We start from the raw sequence: 17,936 nt of genomic DNA, 5'->3' as shown, positions 1-17,936 counted from the left end.
AAACGCCGCCGGACGAGACCGGCGGCGTGTCTAAGGGGCCCGCGACGGTCCGAACGGCGATCAGTAGCCGCCGGCCGCCGCTTCGGTGCTGGTCGCGATCGCGACGCTGGCGCTGGCGCCGATCCGCGAGGCGCCCGCCGCGACCATCGCCCGCGCGATGGCGGCGGTGCGAATGCCGCCGGACGCCTTGACGCCGATCGAGGGACCGACCGTCCGGCGCATCAGCGCAACGTCCGCCTCGGTCGCGCCGCCGGTGGAGAAGCCGGTCGAGGTCTTCACGAAATCGAGCCCGACCTCGGCCGCGATGCGGCAGGCCGCGACCTTCTGGGCGTCGTCGAGGAGGCAGGTCTCGAGGATCACCTTCAGCACCCGGGCGACGCTCGCCTGGCGCACCGCCGCCATGTCCGCGCGCACGCGGTCGAGGTCTCCCTCGCGAAGGGCGCCGATGTCGAGGACCATGTCGAGTTCGTCGGCCCCTTGCGCAACGAGCCAGGCGGCCTCCTCCGCCTTGACCTTCGCCCCGCCGGCGCCGAGCGGGAAGCCGAGCACGGCGCAGGTCTTCACCGCGCTGCCGCGCAGGCGATCGGCGACGAAGGCCGCATGGACGCCGTTGACGCAGACCGAGGCGAAGCCGAACTGAAGCGCCTCGTCGCAATGACGCGCGACGTCGGCGCGCGAAGCCTCGGGCTTCAGGATCGTGTGGTCGATCAGGCGAGCCAGATCTGACGGCGTTGCAGCGGCGCTCATGAAACCTCCGGACATCGGTACGAGGCCATCGGTCGCATTGCGACCGGCGGCCATTGCTCAGGCAGGCTGCTGTCCCACGCGCATCCCGGCGGGTCAAGCGAGAGAGGGCGAAGGATTTGCCCTTCGCCCCGCGGTGCAGTACGTCAGAAACGGCACCGACCGAAGGAGGCCGCGATGACCCCCGAAGACCATGCCAAGCTGCTCAAAGTCGCCGGACTTCTCGCCTCCGACAATGCCGGGGAGCGGGCCAACGCGGCCGCGCGCGCGACGGAGATCTTGGAGCGCAACGGCATGAGCTGGACGGATGCGCTGGCCTCGGTGCCGGTCGAGACGCTGTTCGTGTCCGACACGATCTCGGTGGAACCCGTCTTCGACGACGAGGTGACGCGGCTGCGCAGCGCGCTGGCGACCAGCGAGGCCATGTGGCGCTCGCTCGCCGAGGAGCTCGACACGGTGAAACCGCCGGAATCCTCCATCCTCTGAACGGGCGCTCCGTGCCCCGGCCGCGGACGGCGGGGCCCCTCAGCCCGCGCCGAGCAGCGGCGCGATGACGGCGCCCTCGTCCTCGTGCTCGAGAAGGGTCTCGGTCGAGGCCTCCAGCCGGTCGAAGAAGGCATCGGCGTCGAACCACACGAATTCGGCCGGCACCGAGAAGGGACCGAGCGCCTCGGTTCCGTAGACCGCCGACACGACGAGACGATCTCCGTCGGCGGACGGCGCGCAGTGGATCGTGTCCGCTCGTCCCTCGGCAAGACCCCGGCGGGATCGCGCGGCGTCCATCTCCAGGCGCAGCCCCTCGACGGCGAGCGCGGCCGTGCAGGAAGGCCAGTCCAGCGGTGCGCCGAGCGACAGACCCGCAAGATCCGCCGCATAGGAATCGTACCAGGATGCCTCCGCCGCCTCCGCCGCCATGTCCTCCGCGTCCAGAGCCTCCTCCGACAGATCCCGCCCCGAGGACGCCTCGGCGGACAAAAGTTCGATGCCGATGAGCGCGCAGAGAGCGGTCTCGCGGGAAGATGCCTTCGCGGCGGGAAGCAGCGCCGCGATGTCGGCACGCTCGTCTTCGACGCCTTCGGCCGCCTGCGTCCCGGAGAGATCGGCGGCGAGGCGCCGGGCGAGGATATCGTGGATCGCGCGGACCCGGCCGGGCGTCGCGTCGGCGGGCGACAGCTGGGACAGATCGACCGGATGGGGAAGGACGTAGCAGGCGCCGGCTTCGTCGACGATGCCGGATTGGCGTAGGGAGAGCGCCAGCGCGCCGATGTCGTCCGGGCTTGCGGCGAAGGCCGCGACCCGGTCCCGCGCCCCGACGAGAGGGCAGAGAAAGAGGCGGGTGCCGCGATCGCCCGCGCCGATGTCCGCGCGGCCGAAGCGAAGCGCGCCCATGCCCGCCTCGACGAAGGCCTGGAGCAGAAAGTCGGGATAGTGCTCCTCGAGGATGTCGTGGAGATCCTCGGCGAGGCGCGTCCAGGCCGCGTCGAAATCGGGATCGGAGAGATGGGGCGCGAGCAGGCCGGCGGCGCCCTCCCCCGCGAAGGCGCCCGCGGCACGCAGGATCGCGCCCTCGACCGGGGTCTTCGCCCGCTTCACCGCCTGTTTGGCGATCTTGGCCGAAGCCCGCCGATCCGCGCGATTGCCCATGGAACGCCTCCGCTGACGCGGACGACGCGGCCCGCGACGCCTGCCTAAAGGGCCGGGCGCGCTTCGTCCATCGCGATCGCCTTGGCGTCCGGCGCGTCGGGCACCGTCGCCTTCGCGGTCAAGGCGTCTCCCAGCCGTTCGAGCGGCCGGAGCGGAAGAAGGCGTCGATCACGCGCATGTTGGCGACGGCGTCCTCGATGCCCCATTCGAGGCTTCGGCCCTCCGTGATGGCCGCGGAGAAGGCGTCGCCCTGCAGCGTGTACTGGTTGGAGACGGGGAATTCGATCACCTCGCGGCCGGAGCCGAAGAGATCGCGGCCGTCGTCGACGAGAATGCGGGTCGGGCGGTCGATCGGGGCGTTGAAGGGGATCTCCACCTCGATCCGGCCCTTGGTTCCGAGAATCGTGACGCGCTGGGCGGGCGCGAGCTGCGTCGCGCAGGTGAAGGCGAGATGGCGCGGTCCCTCGAACTCCGCGAGGCCGCTCATCATGCGGTCCGTGCCCATGGCGGGATCGATGTCGAAGGCCCCGACGACGCGTCGGGGTTCCGCGCCGAAGAGGTACCGCGCGGTGTTGATCGCATAGCAGCCGATGTCGTAGAGCCCGCCGCCGCCGATATCGGCCTTGTTGCGGATGTTGGTCGGGTCGGCGAGGAAATAGGCGAAGGCGGTCTGGATGGCGCGGACCTCGCCGATGCGCCCGCCCGCGACGAGATCGCGCGTCACCCGCCACTGCGGGTGATGGCGCACCATGAAGGCCTCGCCGACGAGCCGGCCGGTGCGCTCGCGCGCCGCGACGAGTTCGGCGGCCTCCTCGGCGGTCAGCGCCACCGGCTTCTCGCACAGGACGTGCTTGCCCGCCTCCAGCGCCTTGATCGTCCAGGGCACATGGAGATGGTTCGGAAGGGGATTGTAGATCGCCTCGATGTCGGGATCGGCGAGCAGCGCCTCGTAGGAGCCGTAGGCGCGTTCGATGCCGAACCGATCGGCGACGCTCCGCGCCGTCGCCTCGTCCCGAGAGGCGACGGCCACGATCTGGGATCGCTCGCCCATCTGCATGGCCGGAATGACGTGCTTCTGGCCGATCTGGGCGGTCGAAAGCACGCCCCACTTCACGCGTTTCGTCATGGCTGGACGTCTCCCCTCCCGGCGGCGGAGATCCGCCCCGGCGCAAGGGGCCAAGTTGGCCCGAAACGCGTCGAGGCAAGGGGGTGCGGGCGTTTCAGGCCGCGGCCCAGACGAGGCCCCGCCGCAGGATCTCGCGCATTGGCGGCACCTCGAACTCCGAAGCGACATGGCCGAGCGAGGAATAGAACACGCGCCCTTTCCCGTAGCGCCGCTTCCAGACGACCGGCATCACCGTGCCGTCGATCCATTCGGCGTGGTCGCCGTTGAAGCGGGTGGTGGCGAGCACCTCGTTGGAGGGATCGACATGCATGTAATATTGCTCGGACCGATAGGGAAAGCTCGCGATCCCCGCCATCACGGCATCGTCCGGCCGCGTCACGTCGACCGTGTAGTCGATGATGTTGCCGGGATGGGCGACCCATTGGCCGCCGATCATGAATTGGTATTCGGGCTGGTCGCGGAAGGCGTCGCCGGTGCCGCCGTGATAGCCGCCGAGGCCGACGCCGCCCTTGACGGCTTCGAGGAGGTTGGAGACCTCCTCCTTCTCGATCTTGGCCATGGTGATGATCGGCACGATCAGCGACAGCTCGCGGATCGAGGGATCGGCGAAGGCTTCGGTCGTGTTCTCGGTGAAGACCTTGAAGCCTTCCTCCTCGAGCATCCGTCCGACGATCTCGGCGCATTGCTGGGGCTCGTGGCCGCTCCAGCCGCCCCAGACGATCAGTGCTTCCTTCATGATGTTGCTCCTCGGATTGTCGGGATCAAAGACGGTCGAGCGGCGCGTCGGCATCGAGCGGCGCCGGACGCGCCGGCGCGGTCTCGATCTCGACGAAGCGGCCCGTCGCGTTGGAACGGCCGAAGGCCTCCATCACCTCCAGCACATGGAGCGCGAGGTCTCCGCTCGCCCGGTGCGGCCGGTTCGCGCGGATGGCGGCGGCCATGTCGGCAAGGCCGAGCGAGCGGTGGTTGCCGTCGGCATAGGGCTGGGTCACCTCGACCGGGCTCCAGTCCGGTTCGCCCTTGCGCCGGAACGCGACCTCGCCGCCGAAATAGTTCGGATCGGGCACGACGAGCGAGCCTTCCGTGCCGTAGATCTCCAGCGGCAGGTGCTTGTGCGCCGCGACGTCGAAGCTCATCGCCATGTTGACGACGGCGCCGTTCGCGAACTGGATCGCGCCCGCGACATGGGTCGGCACCTCGACCTCGATCGTCTCGCCGTTCCTCGGCGCGCTCGTGATCGTGCGCTGGCGGCGCGGCTCGGGCGACAGGCCGGCGACACGCGCGACGGGTCCGAGAAGATTGACGAGATCGGTGATGTAGTAGGGGCCCATGTCGAGCATCGGGCCGCCGCCGGTCTTGTAGTAGAAGGCGGGATCGGGATGCCAGCGCTCGTGGCCGGGGCACATGAAGAAGGCGGTGCCGCCGATCGGCTGGCCAAGATGGCCGGCATCGACGAAGGCGCGCGCCGCCTGATGCGAGCCGCCCAGAAACGTGTCCGGCGCGCAACCGATGCGCACGCCCCTCGCCGCCGCCGCATCGGTCAGGCGCCGCGCATCGCGATAGTCGATGCCGAGCGGCTTTTCCGAATAGGCGTGCTTGCCGGCCTCCACGATCCGGAGCCCGACCTCCACGTGAACGGCGGGAATGGTGAGGTTGAGGACGATCTCGATGTCGGGATCGGCGAGGATCTCGGCGACCGGCCGCGCGCGGCCGCCGAACTCGGCCGCCCGCGCCTCGGCCGCCTCCGGACGGGCATCGCCGAGCGCGCGGATGTCGAGGATGGGAAAGCTCCTGGCGGCCTTCAGATAGGCCGCGCTGATATTGCCGCAGCCGATGACGCCGATACCGACGGGTTTCATGGATGATCCTCCCGAGATCGATGGATGGTCAGGCCGGACGCGCCGGGCCCGTGGTGTTCCAGGGCGAGCCGTAGAGTTCGCACAGCGCGATGGCGGCGGCGCCCTGCCCCAGCCGTCGGGCGTCGCGCGGCGGATCGACGACGATCTCGGTCACCTCGCCGAGCGGTTCGGCCACCGTTTCGGAAAAGCTCCGGGCGACGGCACCGGTAAACGGGGCGCCGAGATGGAGCAGCGAACCCGCGAGAAGAACGCGCGGCGGCGAGAAGAGCGAGACGACGTTGGCGAGCGCGATGCCGACGGCGCGTCCCGCGCGCTCCACGAGATCGACGACGCCGGCATCGGCGCGGGCGAGCCGATCAACCGCATGGCGAAGCCCGAGCCCGGCATGGGCGGCATCGCGCACGGAAGGGTCGGCGGCGAGCCCGTCCAGCACGGCCTGTTCGCACGCGACGTCGACGAGGCGCAGGAGCGAGCCGTCGGGGCGCGTTCCCACGACCATGCGCCCGATGTCGTGGCTGAGTCCGTGCACGCCCCGGAAGACCTGTCCGCCATGGAGGATGCCGAGGCCGATCGACTGTTCGAGCGAGAGAACCGCGAGATCGCCGAGATCGCGCGAACCGCCGAACCAGTGCTCCGACAGCGCCAGCGCGTTCGCCTCGCTTTCCACTACGACGGGAACGGCGAGGCGCGAAGCGAGCGCCTCGCCGAAGGCGACGTCGCGTTCGGCGAAGATCGGGCTGACGCGCACGCGGCCCATCCCGTATTCGACGATGCCGGACATGGTGGCGCAGACGCTGTCGATCTCCTTCAGCGTCAGTCCGGCATCGACCACGGCGCGCCGCACCGCGTCTTCGGCAAGGTCCGCGACCGTCGCGACGGACTGGCGCCGGACGCGGATCGGCAGGTCGAGATGGGCGAGAACGTCGCCGCGAAAATCCGTGACGGCGACGGCGATCTGGTGCGGACCGATGCGAAGGCCGACGACGCGCGCGGCCCGGGCGTTCAGCTCCAGCATGACGCGGGGCCGGCCGCGCGCCGGCTCGTGAATGCCGCCGACCGGGACAGGCTGGATGATGCCGTCCTCCACGAGGGCGCCGGTGATCGCCGAAACGGTGGTGGAGGACAGCTCGCCCCGCTGCGAGATTTCGACGCGCGAGATCGGCCCGTACCTCCGGATGAGGTCGAGGATGTGGAAGCGGTTGATCACGCGCATCAGTTCGGGATCGCCCGTCTTCATCTCGTCAGCCGGCTTTAATTGCGGATCACGGAAATAAGACGGCTGAGGCTGCACGTGTCAATGGCTTAAACACGCTTCCAAGCTGCGCAATCGCCACCAGTTCCGCAATGCAGCACAGGTTGTCGCTTGACACCTTAGCAAAATAGCGACGTATTTAATCCGCGAGGCGATAAAAATAGCCAGCAGGGAGGTTCCGATGACGCAGTCCAACCCAGCCCGGTATCCGCGCAGGATTCTGGCCCGCTGCCTCCTGGCGGCCGGCCTCGCCACCGCGTTGGCCAGTCCGTCTCTCGCCGAAACGACCGTGCGGCTCATGCATGTCGAGGCGAACCCGAACTACGCCAAGATCTGGCGCGACCTCGCCGATCAGTATCAGGCGGCCCATCCCGGGATCACGATCGACCTCCAGTTCCTGGAGAACGAAGCCTTCAAGGCGAAGCTGCCGACGCTGCTGCAATCGGACGACGCGCCGGATCTCTTCTACAGCTGGTCCGGCGGCGTTTTGAAGGCGCAGGCCGAGGCGGGCGCGGTCCAGGACCTCACCGCGGCGATGCAAGCCGACGGCGGCGCCTGGGCGAAGTCCTATATTCCGGCCTCCGTCGCCGGCGTCACGATCGATGGCAAGACGCTCTGCGTCCCGCTGAAGATGAGCGTGATCGGATTCTTCTACAACAAGGCGCTCTTCGCCAAGGCCGGCGTCGACGGCGATGCGATCAAGACCTGGGACGACTTCACCGCGGCGGTGGAAAAGCTGAAGGCCGCCGGCATCGTGCCGATCGCGGGCGGCGGCGGCGACAAGTGGCCGCTCCACTTCTACTGGTCCTATCTGGCGCTCCGGCTGGGCGGCGAGGCGGCCTTCACGTCGGCCAAGGCCGGCGAGAACGGCGGCTTCTCCGCGCCGCCCTTTGTCGAGGCCTCGACCAGGCTCCGCGATCTCGGCGCGATGGAGCCCTTCCAGCCCGGCTATCTCGGCACGCGCTGGCAGGACACGCTCGCGTTGTTCGGCGACGGGCGGGCGGCGATGCTCCTGTCCTTCGACGATTCCGCCGGCCGGCAGAGCGCGGCGGCGGCCGACGGCAAAGGCATTCCCCGCGAGGAGATCGGCACGTTCCGCTTCCCGACGGTCGCGGGCGGCGCGTCCGAGGGCACCGAGACCTTCGGTGGCGTCAACTGCTGGGCCGTCTCGCGCAACGCCAAGCCCGAAGCGCTCGACTTCGTGCGCTGGTTCACCGGGCCGGAAGCGGAGCGGACGATGGCCGAGGCCGGCATGCTGATCCCGGCAGCCGCCGGGGCGGATGCAGGCCTCAAGGATCCGATCGTCAAGGGCTTTGCGGCGGATCTGGCCGCCTCTCCCTATCACCAGCTCTTCCTCGACCAGGATCTCGGCCCCTCCGTCGGGCGCGTCGTCAACGACGTCACCGTCGAGATCGTTTCCGGACAGATGGAGCCGGAAGCGGCCGGCCAGGAAATCCAGGACGCGTTCGAGCTGCAGTAAGCCCGGGTCGAACGGCACGAAGGCACGAGCGGGCGGGCTTCGGCCCGCCTCGCCGCCACCACCGCTTCCGGGCGATGACGCGAAAGGACGAGACGGTCATGGCGCAAGCGGGACTTCTCCCGGCCAAGAGCCCCCTCATCGCAGGCGCGAGGACCTCGCGGGGATCGAGCCCGGCGCGCTACCGCAACATCGGCGGCGTCCTGCCGGTGCTCGTCCTCTTCCTGCCGCCGGCCTTTCTTCTCTTCACCGTCTTCGTCATCCTGCCCATGGGCGAGGCGGCCTGGTACAGCCTGTTCGACTGGAGCGGCTACGGCGATCCCGAGACCTTCGTCGGCACCCGCAACTTCGAGATCCTGTTCAACAACGGCGCCTTCCGGACGGCGCTGACGAACAACGGGCTGATCATTCTCGTCTCGCTGCTCATCCAGCTGCCCCTGGCGCTCTGGCTGGCCACGCTCGTCGCCCATCGCATTCCCGGCGCGACCGCCTTCCGGCTGGTGTTCTTCCTGCCCTACGTCCTCGCCGACGTCGCGGCCGGCCTGATCTGGCGCTTCATCTACGACGGCGACTACGGCCTCGTCGCCTCGATCGCGAGCCTCCTCAACATCGCAACGCCCTATGTCCTGGCCGATCGCGACCTCGCGATCTACGCCGTGCTCGCGGTCGTCATCTGGAAGTATTTCGGCTTCCACATGATGCTCTTCATCGCGGGCCTGCAGTCGATCGACAAGTCGCTCTACGAGGCGGCCGACATCGACGGGGCGACCGGCTGGCAGAAATTCCGCCGCATCACGCTGCCGCTGCTGTCGCCGACGATCCGCCTGTCGGTCTTCTTCTCGATCATCGGATCGCTGCAGCTCTTCGACATGATCATGCCGCTCACCGGCGGCGGGCCTTCGAACTCGACCCAGACCATGGTGACCTTCCTCTACACCTACGGCGTCACGCGCATGAAGGTCGGCTTCGGCAGCGCCATCGGCGTCGTGCTCTTCGTGATCTGCGTCACCATCGCCTTCGGCTACCGACGGATCTTCATGCGCCATGACTGACAGAGCCGAACCTTCCTATTCCGAGAGCCGGCGCCGGCCGGGCTTCGTCGTCACGCTCTACCTCTATGCCAGCCTCTTCATCATGGCGGCGGTGGTGCTGGTGCCGCTCCTGACGACGGCGATCGGCGGCTTCAAGTCGCTCGGCGACCTCCGGGTCAATCCGTTCGGCCTGCCGGCCGAATGGCAATGGGCGAACTACTGGGACATCCTGTCCAGCCAGCGCTACTGGCAGATGCTGGGCAACTCGCTCTTCATCGCCACGCTGACCGTCGTCCTGACCGTCGCCGCCGCCTCCATGGCCGCCTTCACGCTCGCCCACATCCGGTTCTTCGGAGCGAGCTTCCTGATGAACTATTTCCTTGTCGGACTGATGTTCCCGATCGCGACCGCGATCCTGCCGCTCTTCATCCGGATCCGCGATCTCGGCCTTCTCGACAGCTATCTCGGGGTCGTGCTGCCGCAGGTCGCCTTCGGTCTCGGCATGAGCATCCTGCTCCTGCGCAACTTCTTCAAGAACGTGCCGCGCGAACTCTTCGACGCCGCCTTCGTCGACGGCAGCGGCTACATCCGCTTCTTCTGGCACGTGACGCTGCCGCTCTCGCGGCCGATCCTCGCCACCGTCGCGATCGTCGCCTTCGTCAACAGCTGGAACAACTACATCATGCCGCTGATCATGCTGAACAGTCAGGACAAGTTTCCCTGGCCGCTCGGCATCATGATCTACCAGGGCGAGTTCTCGACCGACTGGCAGCTCGTGCTCGCCTTCATCACGTTGACGATCCTGCCGACTGTCATCGTCTTCTTCGCGGCCCAGAAGCACATCGTGGCGGGACTGACGGCGGGCGCGGTCAAGGGTTGAGGCACGTAACTCAAATTTCTTCCCTTTCAGGCCCGCCGAGGGCCGCAAGACGGTTGCCTCGGTCTCGGCGTCATGATCGAACAGGCGGCGCGCGGACGATGGAGGTCGTCCGCCGCGTGGGAGACCATGGTTCGAGCGCGCCCGGCGACGGCGTCGCGCACCCGAACCGTCCTCGACGCGCACCGGCGCGGCTGCGACCACCGGCCGGGAACCGGCATCCACACAGGGAGCGACAGGCATGGCGATGAAGACGATCAAGGGACCGGGCATCTTTCTCGCCCAGTTCGCGGGCGACGATGCGCCGTTTAACTCGTTCGAGGCGATCTGCCGATGGGCGGCCGGGCTCGGCTACAAGGGCGTGCAGATCCCGACCTGGGACGCCAGGCTCTTCGATCTGAAGCGCGCGTCGGAATCCAAGGACTATTGCGACGAGATCGCGGGCGTCGCGGGGGCGCACGGCCTCGCGATCACCGAACTCTCGACCCATCTCCAGGGCCAGCTCGTCGCCGTCCACCCCGCCTACGACCTCGCCTTCGACGGATTCGCGGCGCCCGAGGTGCGCGGCGACCCCGCCGCGCGGCAGGCTTGGGGCAGCGATCAGGTGAAGCGCGCGCTGACCGCGTCGCGCCATCTCGGACTGAAGGCGCATGCGACCTTCTCGGGCGCGCTCGCCTGGCCCTATGTCTATCCCTGGCCGCAGCGCCCGGCCGGACTCGTGGAAGCCGCCTTCGACGAGCTCGCCCGGCGCTGGCGTCCGATCCTCGACCATGCCGAGGAGATGGGCGTCGACGTCGCCTACGAGATCCATCCGGGCGAGGACCTCCACGACGGCGTCTCCTACGAGATGTTCCTGGAGCGAGTGGGCGGGCATGCCCGCGCCAACCTTCTCTACGATCCGTCCCATTTCGTGCTGCAGCAGCTCGACTACCTCGCCTATATCGACATCTATCACGAGCGCATCCGCGCCTTTCACGCCAAGGACGCCGAGTTCAATCCGACCGGCCGGCAGGGCGTCTATGGCGGCTTCCAATCCTGGGCGAACCGGGCGGGGCGCTTCCGCTCGCTCGGCGACGGGCAGGTGGATTTCGGCGCCGTCTTCTCCAAGCTCACCCAATACGGCTTCGATGGATGGGCGGTGCTGGAATGGGAATGCGCGATCAAGCACCCGGAGGACGGCGCGCGGGAAGGCGCGCCCTTCATCGAGGCGCATCTCATCCGCGTGACGGAGCGCGCCTTCGACGATTTCGCCGGCTCGGGCGTCGACGAGGCGACGAACCGGCGGATGCTCGGACTGTGAACGGACGGAAGAAGGCTTGAGACTCCCATGACCATCGAAAGCAGCCGCAACGAGACTGCCGCCGGCCGTATCCGCCTCGGCATGGTGGGCGGCGGAGAGGGCGCGTTCATCGGCGCCGTCCACCGCATCGCGGCCCGGATCGACGACCGCTACACGCTCGTTGCCGGAGCGCTGTCCTCGGACGCGGAGCGCGCGCGCCGGTCGGCCGAGGGGCTCGGCATCGCGCCCGAGCGCAGCTACCGGAGCTTCGCCGAGATGGCGACGGCCGAGGCCTCGCGCCCCGACGGGATCGAGGTCGTCTCGATCGTGACGCCGAACCACCTCCACGCGCCGGCCGCCAAGGCCTTTCTCGACGCCGGCATCCACGTCATCTGCGACAAGCCGCTCTCGCTGACGGTCCAAGAGGCCGAGGAGCTCGTCGCCCTTCGCGAGAAGACCGGCCTCGTCTTCGCCGTGACGCACAACTACACGGGCTATCCGCTGATCCGGCAGGCACGAGCGATGGTCGCGGCGGGCGAACTCGGCCGCATCCGGCTCGTGCAGGTCGAATATCCCCAGGACTGGCTGACCGAGCGCGCCGAGGAGGCCGGCTCCAAGCAGGCGGAATGGCGCACGGACCCGGCCCGTTCCGGCGCGGGCGGCTGCATCGGCGACATCGGCACCCATGCCCACAACCTCGCCGGTTTCGTCACGGGGCTGCGCACCGAGGAACTCCTGGCGCAGCTGACCACCTTCGTGGACGGACGACGGCTCGACGACGACGTGCAGATCCTCCTTCACTACGAGGGCGGCGCGCGCGGCATGCTCTGGGCGAGCCAAGTCGCCGTCGGGCACGAGAACGGGCTGAAGCTGCGCGTCTACGGCGAGAAGGGCGGGCTCGAATGGGTCCAGGCGGACCCGAACCAGATGTGGTTCACGCGGTTCGGAGAGCCCAAGCAACTCCTCACGCGCAACGGCGCGGGCGCCTGGGCGGAAGGCACGCGCGTCGCGCGCATTCCGAACGGCCATCCCGAAGGCTATCTCGAAGCCTTCGCGACGATCTATTCGGAGGCGGCGGAGGCGATCGTCGCCGCGCGCAGCGGCGGCGCGCCGGATGGGGCCGTGACCTATCCGAGCGTCGAGGACGGGCTGGAGGGCATGCGCTTCATCGAAGCGGCGGTGGCCTCCTCCAAGGCCGGCAACGTCTGGACCCGGCTCCGTCGCTGAACCGCGCGGCGGGGCTTCCTCGGACAGCCGAGCCGCTCAATCCAGGACGAAGCTCCGCCGCTCGCCATTGGTGGAATCCGTCGCGACCCAGAGATCGAAGACGCCGGGCTCGATCACGAAGGCGTCCTCGCTCCAGAATCGAAGATCGCTCCGCCTCAGCGTGAAGCGCAGGCTCGACGACTCGCCCGGCGAGAGCTCGACGCGCTCGAAGCCCTTCAGCTGCCGCACCGGCCGGGTGCGGCTCGCCACGCGATCGTGGATGTAGAGCTGCACCACCTCGGCGCCGGCGCAAGGCCCCCGGTTGGTGACGACGGCACCGATCTCCAGCCGCTCGCCCATGCGCTCGGGGACGGTCACGCCCGAAATCTCGAAGCTCGTATAGGCGAGCCCGTGGCCGAACGGGTAGAGCGCCTCGTTCTTGGTCTCGCGATAGCGCGCCTTGTACTCTTCTCCCGGAGCGTTCGAGGCGGGGCGGCCGGTCGCCTTGTGATCGTAGAAGAACGGCTGCTGCCCGCTCCGCCGGGGGAAGCTGACGGCGAGCTTGGCCGAGGGATTGACCGCGCCGAAGAGAATGTCGGCGATGGCGTGGCCGCTCTGCGAGCCGAGGAACCAGGTGGCGAGGATCGCAGGCGCATCGCGGACGGCGCCCTCCAACGCGAGCGCTCGCCCATGACGCAGGAGCACGATCGTGCGCGGCTGGACGGCGAGAACGGCCGTGGCGAGCGCCAGCTGCGGGGCTGGAATGGTGATCTCGGTGCGCGCCTGCGCCTCGCCGGACATGGACTGCGCCTCGCCGAGCGCGAGGATCGCGACGTCGGAGCGCCGCGCCGCCGCGATCGCCGCGGTGACGCCGCCTTGCAGGATCTCGTCGACGCCGCAGCCGGGGGCGACGTCCGGCTCGATCCCGCGCGCGCGAAGACCCTCGGCGATCGAGACGTCGAGGCCGGGATCGGACATGAAGGCCCAGGTTCCCACCACGTTGTCGCGATCCTCGCCGAAGGGGCCGATGAGGGCGATGCGGCCGGGATCGGCGGGAAGCGGCAGGAGCGCGCCGTCGTTCTTCAGGAGCGCGCCGTCGCTCTTCAGGAGCACCCCATCGTTCTTCAGAAGCACAATGGAGCGCGCGGCAGCCTCGCGGGCGAGCGACAGCATGGCCGGCGTCGCGACGCGGGTCCGCTCGGCCGCTTCGTCGAGCGAGCGATAGGGATCGTCGAAGAGGCCGACCGCCTCCTTCAGCGCGAGCACCCGGCGCACGGCCGCGTCGAGCCTCTCCATCGGCACCTCGCCGGCCCGAACGAGATCGGGCAGCCAGAGGTTGAAGAGATCGGACTGCATGGACATGTCCATGCCGGCGAGAAAGGCCTTCTTCGCCGCATCCCGCCCGTCCGCGGCGAAGCCGTGGGCGATCAGGTTCTCGTCGGCGGCGTAATCGCCGACAACGAGGCCGCCGAAGCGCCAGGCGTCGCGCAGGAGGTCGGTCATCAGCCAGCGATTGGCGGAGGCCGGCACGCCTTCGACGTCGTTGAAGGCCGACATGATCGTCGCGACGCCGGCCTCGACGGCGGCCTCGAAGGGCGGAAGATGCACCTCGCGCAGCGTGCCCGGCGAGATCTCGGTGTAATTGTACTCCATGCCGCCGGACACCGCGCCGTAGCCGGCGAAGTGCTTGGCGCAGGCGGCAAGGCTCGTGGGATCGCGAAGATCCTCGCCCTGGAAGCCGCGCAGGCGGGCGACCGCGAGGCGGGTGCCGAGATGGACGTCCTCGCCCGAGCCTTCCGCCACGCGGCCCCAGCGCTGGTCGCGCGCCACGTCCACCATCGGCGCGAAGGTCCAGTGGAGCCCGAGCGCCGTCGCCTCCTCGGCCGCCGCACGGGCGGTGCGCATGGCGAGGTCGGGATCGAAGGCGCAGGCCTCCGCCAGCGGAAGGGGATAGGCGGTGCGAAGACCGTGGATGATGTCGCCGGCGAAGATCAGCGGGATCTTCAGGCGCGAATCCTTCACGGCCGCATCCTGCGCCGCGCGGGCGCCGGACACGCCGACGCCGTTGAAAAGCATCCCGATTTCCCCGCGCCGGATGCGCGCCAGCTGCTCGTCCGCACCGCCGCGGGGAAGATCGGGATTGAAGGCGATGCCGACGGGGCGGATCTGGTCGGAAAAGCAGGACAGCTGCCCGGCCTTCTCTTCCAGCGTCATGTCCGCGATCAGGGCATCGATGCGCCCCAATGCCGACGACACGGCCGGCGGCGTGCCCCGCGAGGAGCCCGCAAGGGACGCGGAAACGGGCAGCGCTGGGCCAGCCACCAGGCCGGCGGCGGCCTTCAGAACACGGCGGCGAGCCCATCGGCGGCCGGGCATAGCGGCTCCTCGGAGACGATCCCGAATGCGTCCGGCGCCTCCCCGCCGACTGCAGGAGCCCGTCTACCGCAGAGCGTCGGGCGCGTCGAGCGGCGACGGGCTTTGGATCACGGCGCGACCAGCGTCCGCGCTCCTGCCGTGGCCGTCGCCGTCGCCGTCGCCGTCGCCGTGCAGATCTCGCCGGGCGTGTCGTCCGACAGGGCGAAGACCTCGATCGGCTCGCCGAGGCCGCGCACGGGAAAGGCGCCGAGACTCTCGAGGTAGCGCTCGCAGCCGGCCAGCTCGGTGAAGGTCTTCGACAGCAGCACCTGCCGGCCGACGGACTTGGTCAGCGCTTCCAGCCGCGAAGCGACGTTGACGGCGGGACCGATGACGGTGAAGTCGAGCCGCTTCTTCGAGCCGATATTGCCGTACATCACGTCGCCGACATGGATGCCGATGCCGTAGCCGAGCGGCGCGCGGCCGCGTTCGAGATGGCCCTCGTTCAGCCGCGCCATCTCGGCGCGCGCTTCCACCACCGCATGGAGAAGGTCGTTCGGCGCGTTGGGGCGGTCGAGCGGGAAGATCGCGAGCAGGCCGTCGCCGACGAATTTCAGGATCTCGCCGCCATGGCGCTCGATCGGATCGGACATGGCGTCGAAATACCCGTTCAGGAGCTCGATCACCTCGTCGCGCGGCCACAGTTCGGAAATCGCCGTGAAGTCGCGGAGATCGCAGACCATGATCGCGGCGCCGACCGTCGTGCCGCTGCCGCGCGTGATCGCGCCGGCGAGGATCTCGGCGCTCGCGTGGGGACCGACATAGGTGTCGAGAAGGGTGCGCGCGAAGCGGTTCTTCAAACGGATCTCGCTGACGAGCGCGAGCGCGGGCATCAGATCGGCGATGAAGGCGATGTCGTCCTCGTCGAAGCCGCCCACCCGGTCGGTGGCGAAGGTCGCGACATGACGGCGGTCCAGCGTGTGCTGGAGCGCCCAGAGCGCATAGTCGGTGATCCCCTCGCCGCGAAGGTCGGCATAGATCGGATAGATCCGCTCCTCCGCCGGCGCGTCGTCGAAGCGGTGGCGGATATGGTCGGTTCCGCGGTGAATGGCGATGATCGGGCTGTCGAGATAATCCGCCCGATCGACGATGCCGTGGTCGAAGGTGAGAAGTTCGGCCTCCTCCAAACCGGGGCGCCAGAGCATGCGCGCGCCCATCCACTGGGGATGCTGGATGCGGAAGTTGAGCGTCGCGCGGGCGAGCGGCAGCCCCGCCGCCACCAGCCTGTCGCAGAGCTGCACCAGGATATTGTCGATGAAGCGCTCGCCGCTCGTCTCGCGCATCAGCCAGTCGAGAATGGCCGTGCGGCGCGCGGGCCAGTGCCCGGTGCCGGCGCGGGGCGGCGCCAGCGTCTGTGTTTGGCCTGTCATCATGGCTTTCGAGCCCCCTCGCCCGCGTCGTGCCGCATGCTGCCCGTCCGCTGCGGACGAGGCCCGTCAACGCCCGAGCCAAGCCCGGTCGCAACGGATGGAACGAAGCGCCTGGCGGCGGCTCCGTCAGGCCCTCAGATCGCCACGAAGGCGGGCGGCGTCAAGATGACGGCCGGGGCCATCGGGGCGCCGGAGAGCCGAAAGCCCGCGGCATCGCGGCTCCAGCTTGGCTAAAGCGCTCGATGCAACAAGGACTTGAAGAGAACGACTACGAACGGGAGAGATCGTCATGACCTATTGCGAAGTCGTCGAGGCGGTCGCGCGGTCGGTCCTCGACGAGGAGGAGGCGCTGGCGCTCGCCTGCTGTTCCGACCTTCTCGAACTTTGCGAGATGGCGGCCGGCGAGAAGAAGGGCGGCGGGCTCTTCCACGATGCCCGGATGACGATGGGCTTCTCCAAGAACGCCGTCCCGCGGCGGCGCCTTCACTGACGTCGGACGAGGCAATCCTCCGGCGGGCCGCCTCGTCCGACCTCGCCGATCACGGCGAGCGCTTCGTCATTTCAGATGCTGCGAGACGATCTTGGTCATCTCGAACATGCTGATCGTCTTCTTGCCGAAAAGCGGTTCGAGCTTTTCGTCGGCGTTGATCTCGCGGCCGTCGTCCTCGCTCTGCAGCTTGTTCTTCTTGATGTAGTCCCAGAGACGGCTCGTGACCTCTCCGCGCGCGATCGGCTCGGAGCCGACGATCGGCGCCAGCACCTCCGAAGGCTGGACCAGTTGGTGCACGGCGTCCGCCTTGCCGTCCGTGTCGGCCTCGACCTTTTCCTTGCCTGCCATGTCCGTCTCCTCGACTGATCCGTGGATGTCGATTGGAAAGACGCGCGCGGCAGAGCCGTTCCGGCGGCTGCGACGGATTTCCGTGGCTGGCCTGCGAACGCCGTCCGAACGGGCCGCCTCAGCCGAGGTCGTGGAGGTCCGTCCCCCGGGGATCGCCGAGACTGAAGTTCGAGAACGACACCGTAAGCCCGCCGCGCTCCGGCGTACAGCACATCGGTCCGACCTCGTAGCGCTCGGCGCGGGGAAACGGGCAAAGACGCACGAGCGGCCAGCTGCGGCCGTCGCCGGAGGCCTGCAGGCGCAGAACGCCGTTCGCGACCGTGACGCGCAACCAGACATCCGAGGGATCGCCGGCATAGGCGCCCGTCGCCCAGTCCGAGGCGCCGATCGTGAGAACACTGCCGAGGCAGGCCATGCCATCCGTCTGCTCGATACCGGCCTTGATCCAGTTCGCCGAATCGATGCGCACCATCAGCCCGGCCTGATCATAAAGGGCCTCGTATCGGGCCTGGATCCTCAGCTGCGCGGTGAAGTCGCCGTGCCGGGAAACACCGAGGAAATGCCCGCTGTCGCGGGTGAAGCCGTAATGCGTCTGGCGCCAGAAGTCGGTCTTCTCGTCGGTCACGACCTCGAGCCGCCCATCCGTCCGGGACCATTGCCGGGGCTCGTTGGTCCACAATCCGGTGTCGAGCATGGCGATCTCCCCTTTTCCCGAAGCACCGGACCGTTCTGCGCCGAGCCCAGCCCCGGTGCAACGGCGGATGATGCCGACGACGCCTTGTCGAGCGGGCGGACACGGCCTACCCCCTGCCTCAGAC

At 68.8% G+C, this 17,936-nt stretch carries 17 protein-coding genes; 7 read left to right on the top strand and 10 right to left on the bottom strand.

Annotated features, from left to right (window positions below; genetic code table 11):
* Window positions 1–60: 60 nt before the first annotated feature.
* Window positions 61–747, bottom strand: coding sequence for a deoxyribose-phosphate aldolase (gene deoC / locus ASG43_RS16060; protein ID WP_156386737.1), 687 nt, complete (start codon window positions 745–747; stop codon window positions 61–63).
* Between the two features lie 174 nt (window positions 748–921).
* Here deoC and ASG43_RS16055 point away from each other — a divergent pair, with 174 nt between their 5' ends.
* Window positions 922–1,230 carry a hypothetical protein gene (locus tag ASG43_RS16055; protein WP_056507189.1) on the top strand — a complete coding sequence of 103 codons (309 nt, stop codon included), beginning with the start codon at window positions 922–924 and terminating at the stop codon, window positions 1,228–1,230.
* 39 nt (window positions 1,231–1,269) lie between these two features.
* Here the strand turns inward: ASG43_RS16055 and ASG43_RS16050 are convergent, their stop codons facing one another.
* The 5 genes from ASG43_RS16050 to ASG43_RS16030 form a co-directional block, all read right to left on the bottom strand.
* On the bottom strand, window positions 1,270–2,388 hold the full coding sequence (locus ASG43_RS16050; protein WP_056507186.1) for a hypothetical protein: 1,119 nt from the start codon (window positions 2,386–2,388) through the stop codon (window positions 1,270–1,272).
* Between the two features lie 118 nt (window positions 2,389–2,506).
* The gene (locus ASG43_RS16045; RefSeq protein ID WP_056507184.1) at window positions 2,507–3,514 is read right to left on the bottom strand and encodes a Gfo/Idh/MocA family oxidoreductase; all 1,008 of its coding nucleotides are present in this window, start codon (window positions 3,512–3,514) and stop codon (window positions 2,507–2,509) included.
* Window positions 3,515–3,608: 94 nt separating this feature from the next.
* Window positions 3,609–4,250, bottom strand: a complete 642-nt coding sequence (locus ASG43_RS16040; protein ID WP_056507447.1) for a ThuA domain-containing protein — start codon at window positions 4,248–4,250, stop codon at window positions 3,609–3,611.
* A 25-nt stretch (window positions 4,251–4,275) separates the two neighbouring features.
* Complete coding sequence (locus ASG43_RS16035; protein ID WP_056507181.1) at window positions 4,276–5,373, bottom strand: Gfo/Idh/MocA family oxidoreductase; 1,098 nt, start codon at window positions 5,371–5,373, stop codon at window positions 4,276–4,278.
* 28 nt (window positions 5,374–5,401) lie between these two features.
* Entirely contained in the window at window positions 5,402–6,610 is a 1,209-nt protein-coding gene (locus ASG43_RS16030) for an ROK family transcriptional regulator (RefSeq protein WP_056507178.1), read from the bottom strand.
* 196 nt (window positions 6,611–6,806) lie between these two features.
* Here ASG43_RS16030 and ASG43_RS16025 point away from each other — a divergent pair, with 196 nt between their 5' ends.
* From ASG43_RS16025 to ASG43_RS16005, 5 genes are all read left to right on the top strand, one after another.
* Window positions 6,807–8,105, top strand: a complete 1,299-nt coding sequence (locus tag ASG43_RS16025) for an extracellular solute-binding protein (RefSeq protein ID WP_056507175.1) — start codon at window positions 6,807–6,809, stop codon at window positions 8,103–8,105.
* Between the two features lie 98 nt (window positions 8,106–8,203).
* On the top strand, window positions 8,204–9,154 hold the full coding sequence (locus tag ASG43_RS16020) for a sugar ABC transporter permease (RefSeq protein ID WP_056507171.1): 951 nt from the start codon (window positions 8,204–8,206) through the stop codon (window positions 9,152–9,154).
* Window positions 9,155–9,236: 82 nt separating this feature from the next.
* Complete coding sequence (locus ASG43_RS16015) at window positions 9,237–10,013, top strand: carbohydrate ABC transporter permease (protein ID WP_244488134.1); 777 nt, start codon at window positions 9,237–9,239, stop codon at window positions 10,011–10,013.
* A gap of 244 nt (window positions 10,014–10,257) precedes the next feature.
* The gene (locus ASG43_RS16010) at window positions 10,258–11,310 is read left to right on the top strand and encodes a sugar phosphate isomerase/epimerase (protein WP_056507444.1); all 1,053 of its coding nucleotides are present in this window, start codon (window positions 10,258–10,260) and stop codon (window positions 11,308–11,310) included.
* 27 nt (window positions 11,311–11,337) lie between these two features.
* Window positions 11,338–12,516, top strand: a complete 1,179-nt coding sequence (locus ASG43_RS16005; protein ID WP_056507167.1) for a Gfo/Idh/MocA family oxidoreductase — start codon at window positions 11,338–11,340, stop codon at window positions 12,514–12,516.
* 36 nt (window positions 12,517–12,552) lie between these two features.
* Here the strand turns inward: ASG43_RS16005 and ASG43_RS16000 are convergent, their stop codons facing one another.
* Both ASG43_RS16000 and ASG43_RS15995 read right to left on the bottom strand, forming a co-directional pair.
* Window positions 12,553–14,871, bottom strand: coding sequence for a glycoside hydrolase family 3 N-terminal domain-containing protein (locus ASG43_RS16000; protein ID WP_056507164.1), 2,319 nt, complete (start codon window positions 14,869–14,871; stop codon window positions 12,553–12,555).
* A gap of 107 nt (window positions 14,872–14,978) precedes the next feature.
* Window positions 14,979–16,283: an adenylate/guanylate cyclase domain-containing protein gene (locus tag ASG43_RS15995; RefSeq protein ID WP_056507161.1), complete on the bottom strand. Its 1,305-nt coding sequence runs from the start codon at window positions 16,281–16,283 to the stop codon at window positions 14,979–14,981.
* A 286-nt stretch (window positions 16,284–16,569) separates the two neighbouring features.
* Here ASG43_RS15995 and ASG43_RS15990 point away from each other — a divergent pair, with 286 nt between their 5' ends.
* Complete coding sequence (locus ASG43_RS15990) at window positions 16,570–16,770, top strand: hypothetical protein (protein ID WP_056507157.1); 201 nt, start codon at window positions 16,570–16,572, stop codon at window positions 16,768–16,770.
* A 66-nt stretch (window positions 16,771–16,836) separates the two neighbouring features.
* On the opposite strand, the gene ASG43_RS15985 is transcribed toward ASG43_RS15990, so the two are convergent.
* Both ASG43_RS15985 and ASG43_RS15980 read right to left on the bottom strand, forming a co-directional pair.
* The gene (locus ASG43_RS15985) at window positions 16,837–17,118 is read right to left on the bottom strand and encodes an SWIB/MDM2 domain-containing protein (RefSeq protein ID WP_056507154.1); all 282 of its coding nucleotides are present in this window, start codon (window positions 17,116–17,118) and stop codon (window positions 16,837–16,839) included.
* Window positions 17,119–17,236: 118 nt separating this feature from the next.
* Complete coding sequence (locus ASG43_RS15980) at window positions 17,237–17,812, bottom strand: DUF1349 domain-containing protein (protein WP_056507151.1); 576 nt, start codon at window positions 17,810–17,812, stop codon at window positions 17,237–17,239.
* Between the last annotated feature and the right edge of the window lie 124 nt (window positions 17,813–17,936).

Source organism: Aureimonas sp. Leaf454, assembly GCF_001424685.1.
In the GTDB taxonomy this organism is placed as follows: domain Bacteria; phylum Pseudomonadota; class Alphaproteobacteria; order Rhizobiales; family Rhizobiaceae; genus Plantimonas.
The sequence above is the reverse complement of the archived record's forward strand: the minus strand, read 5'-3'. Positions and strand labels throughout refer to the sequence as shown.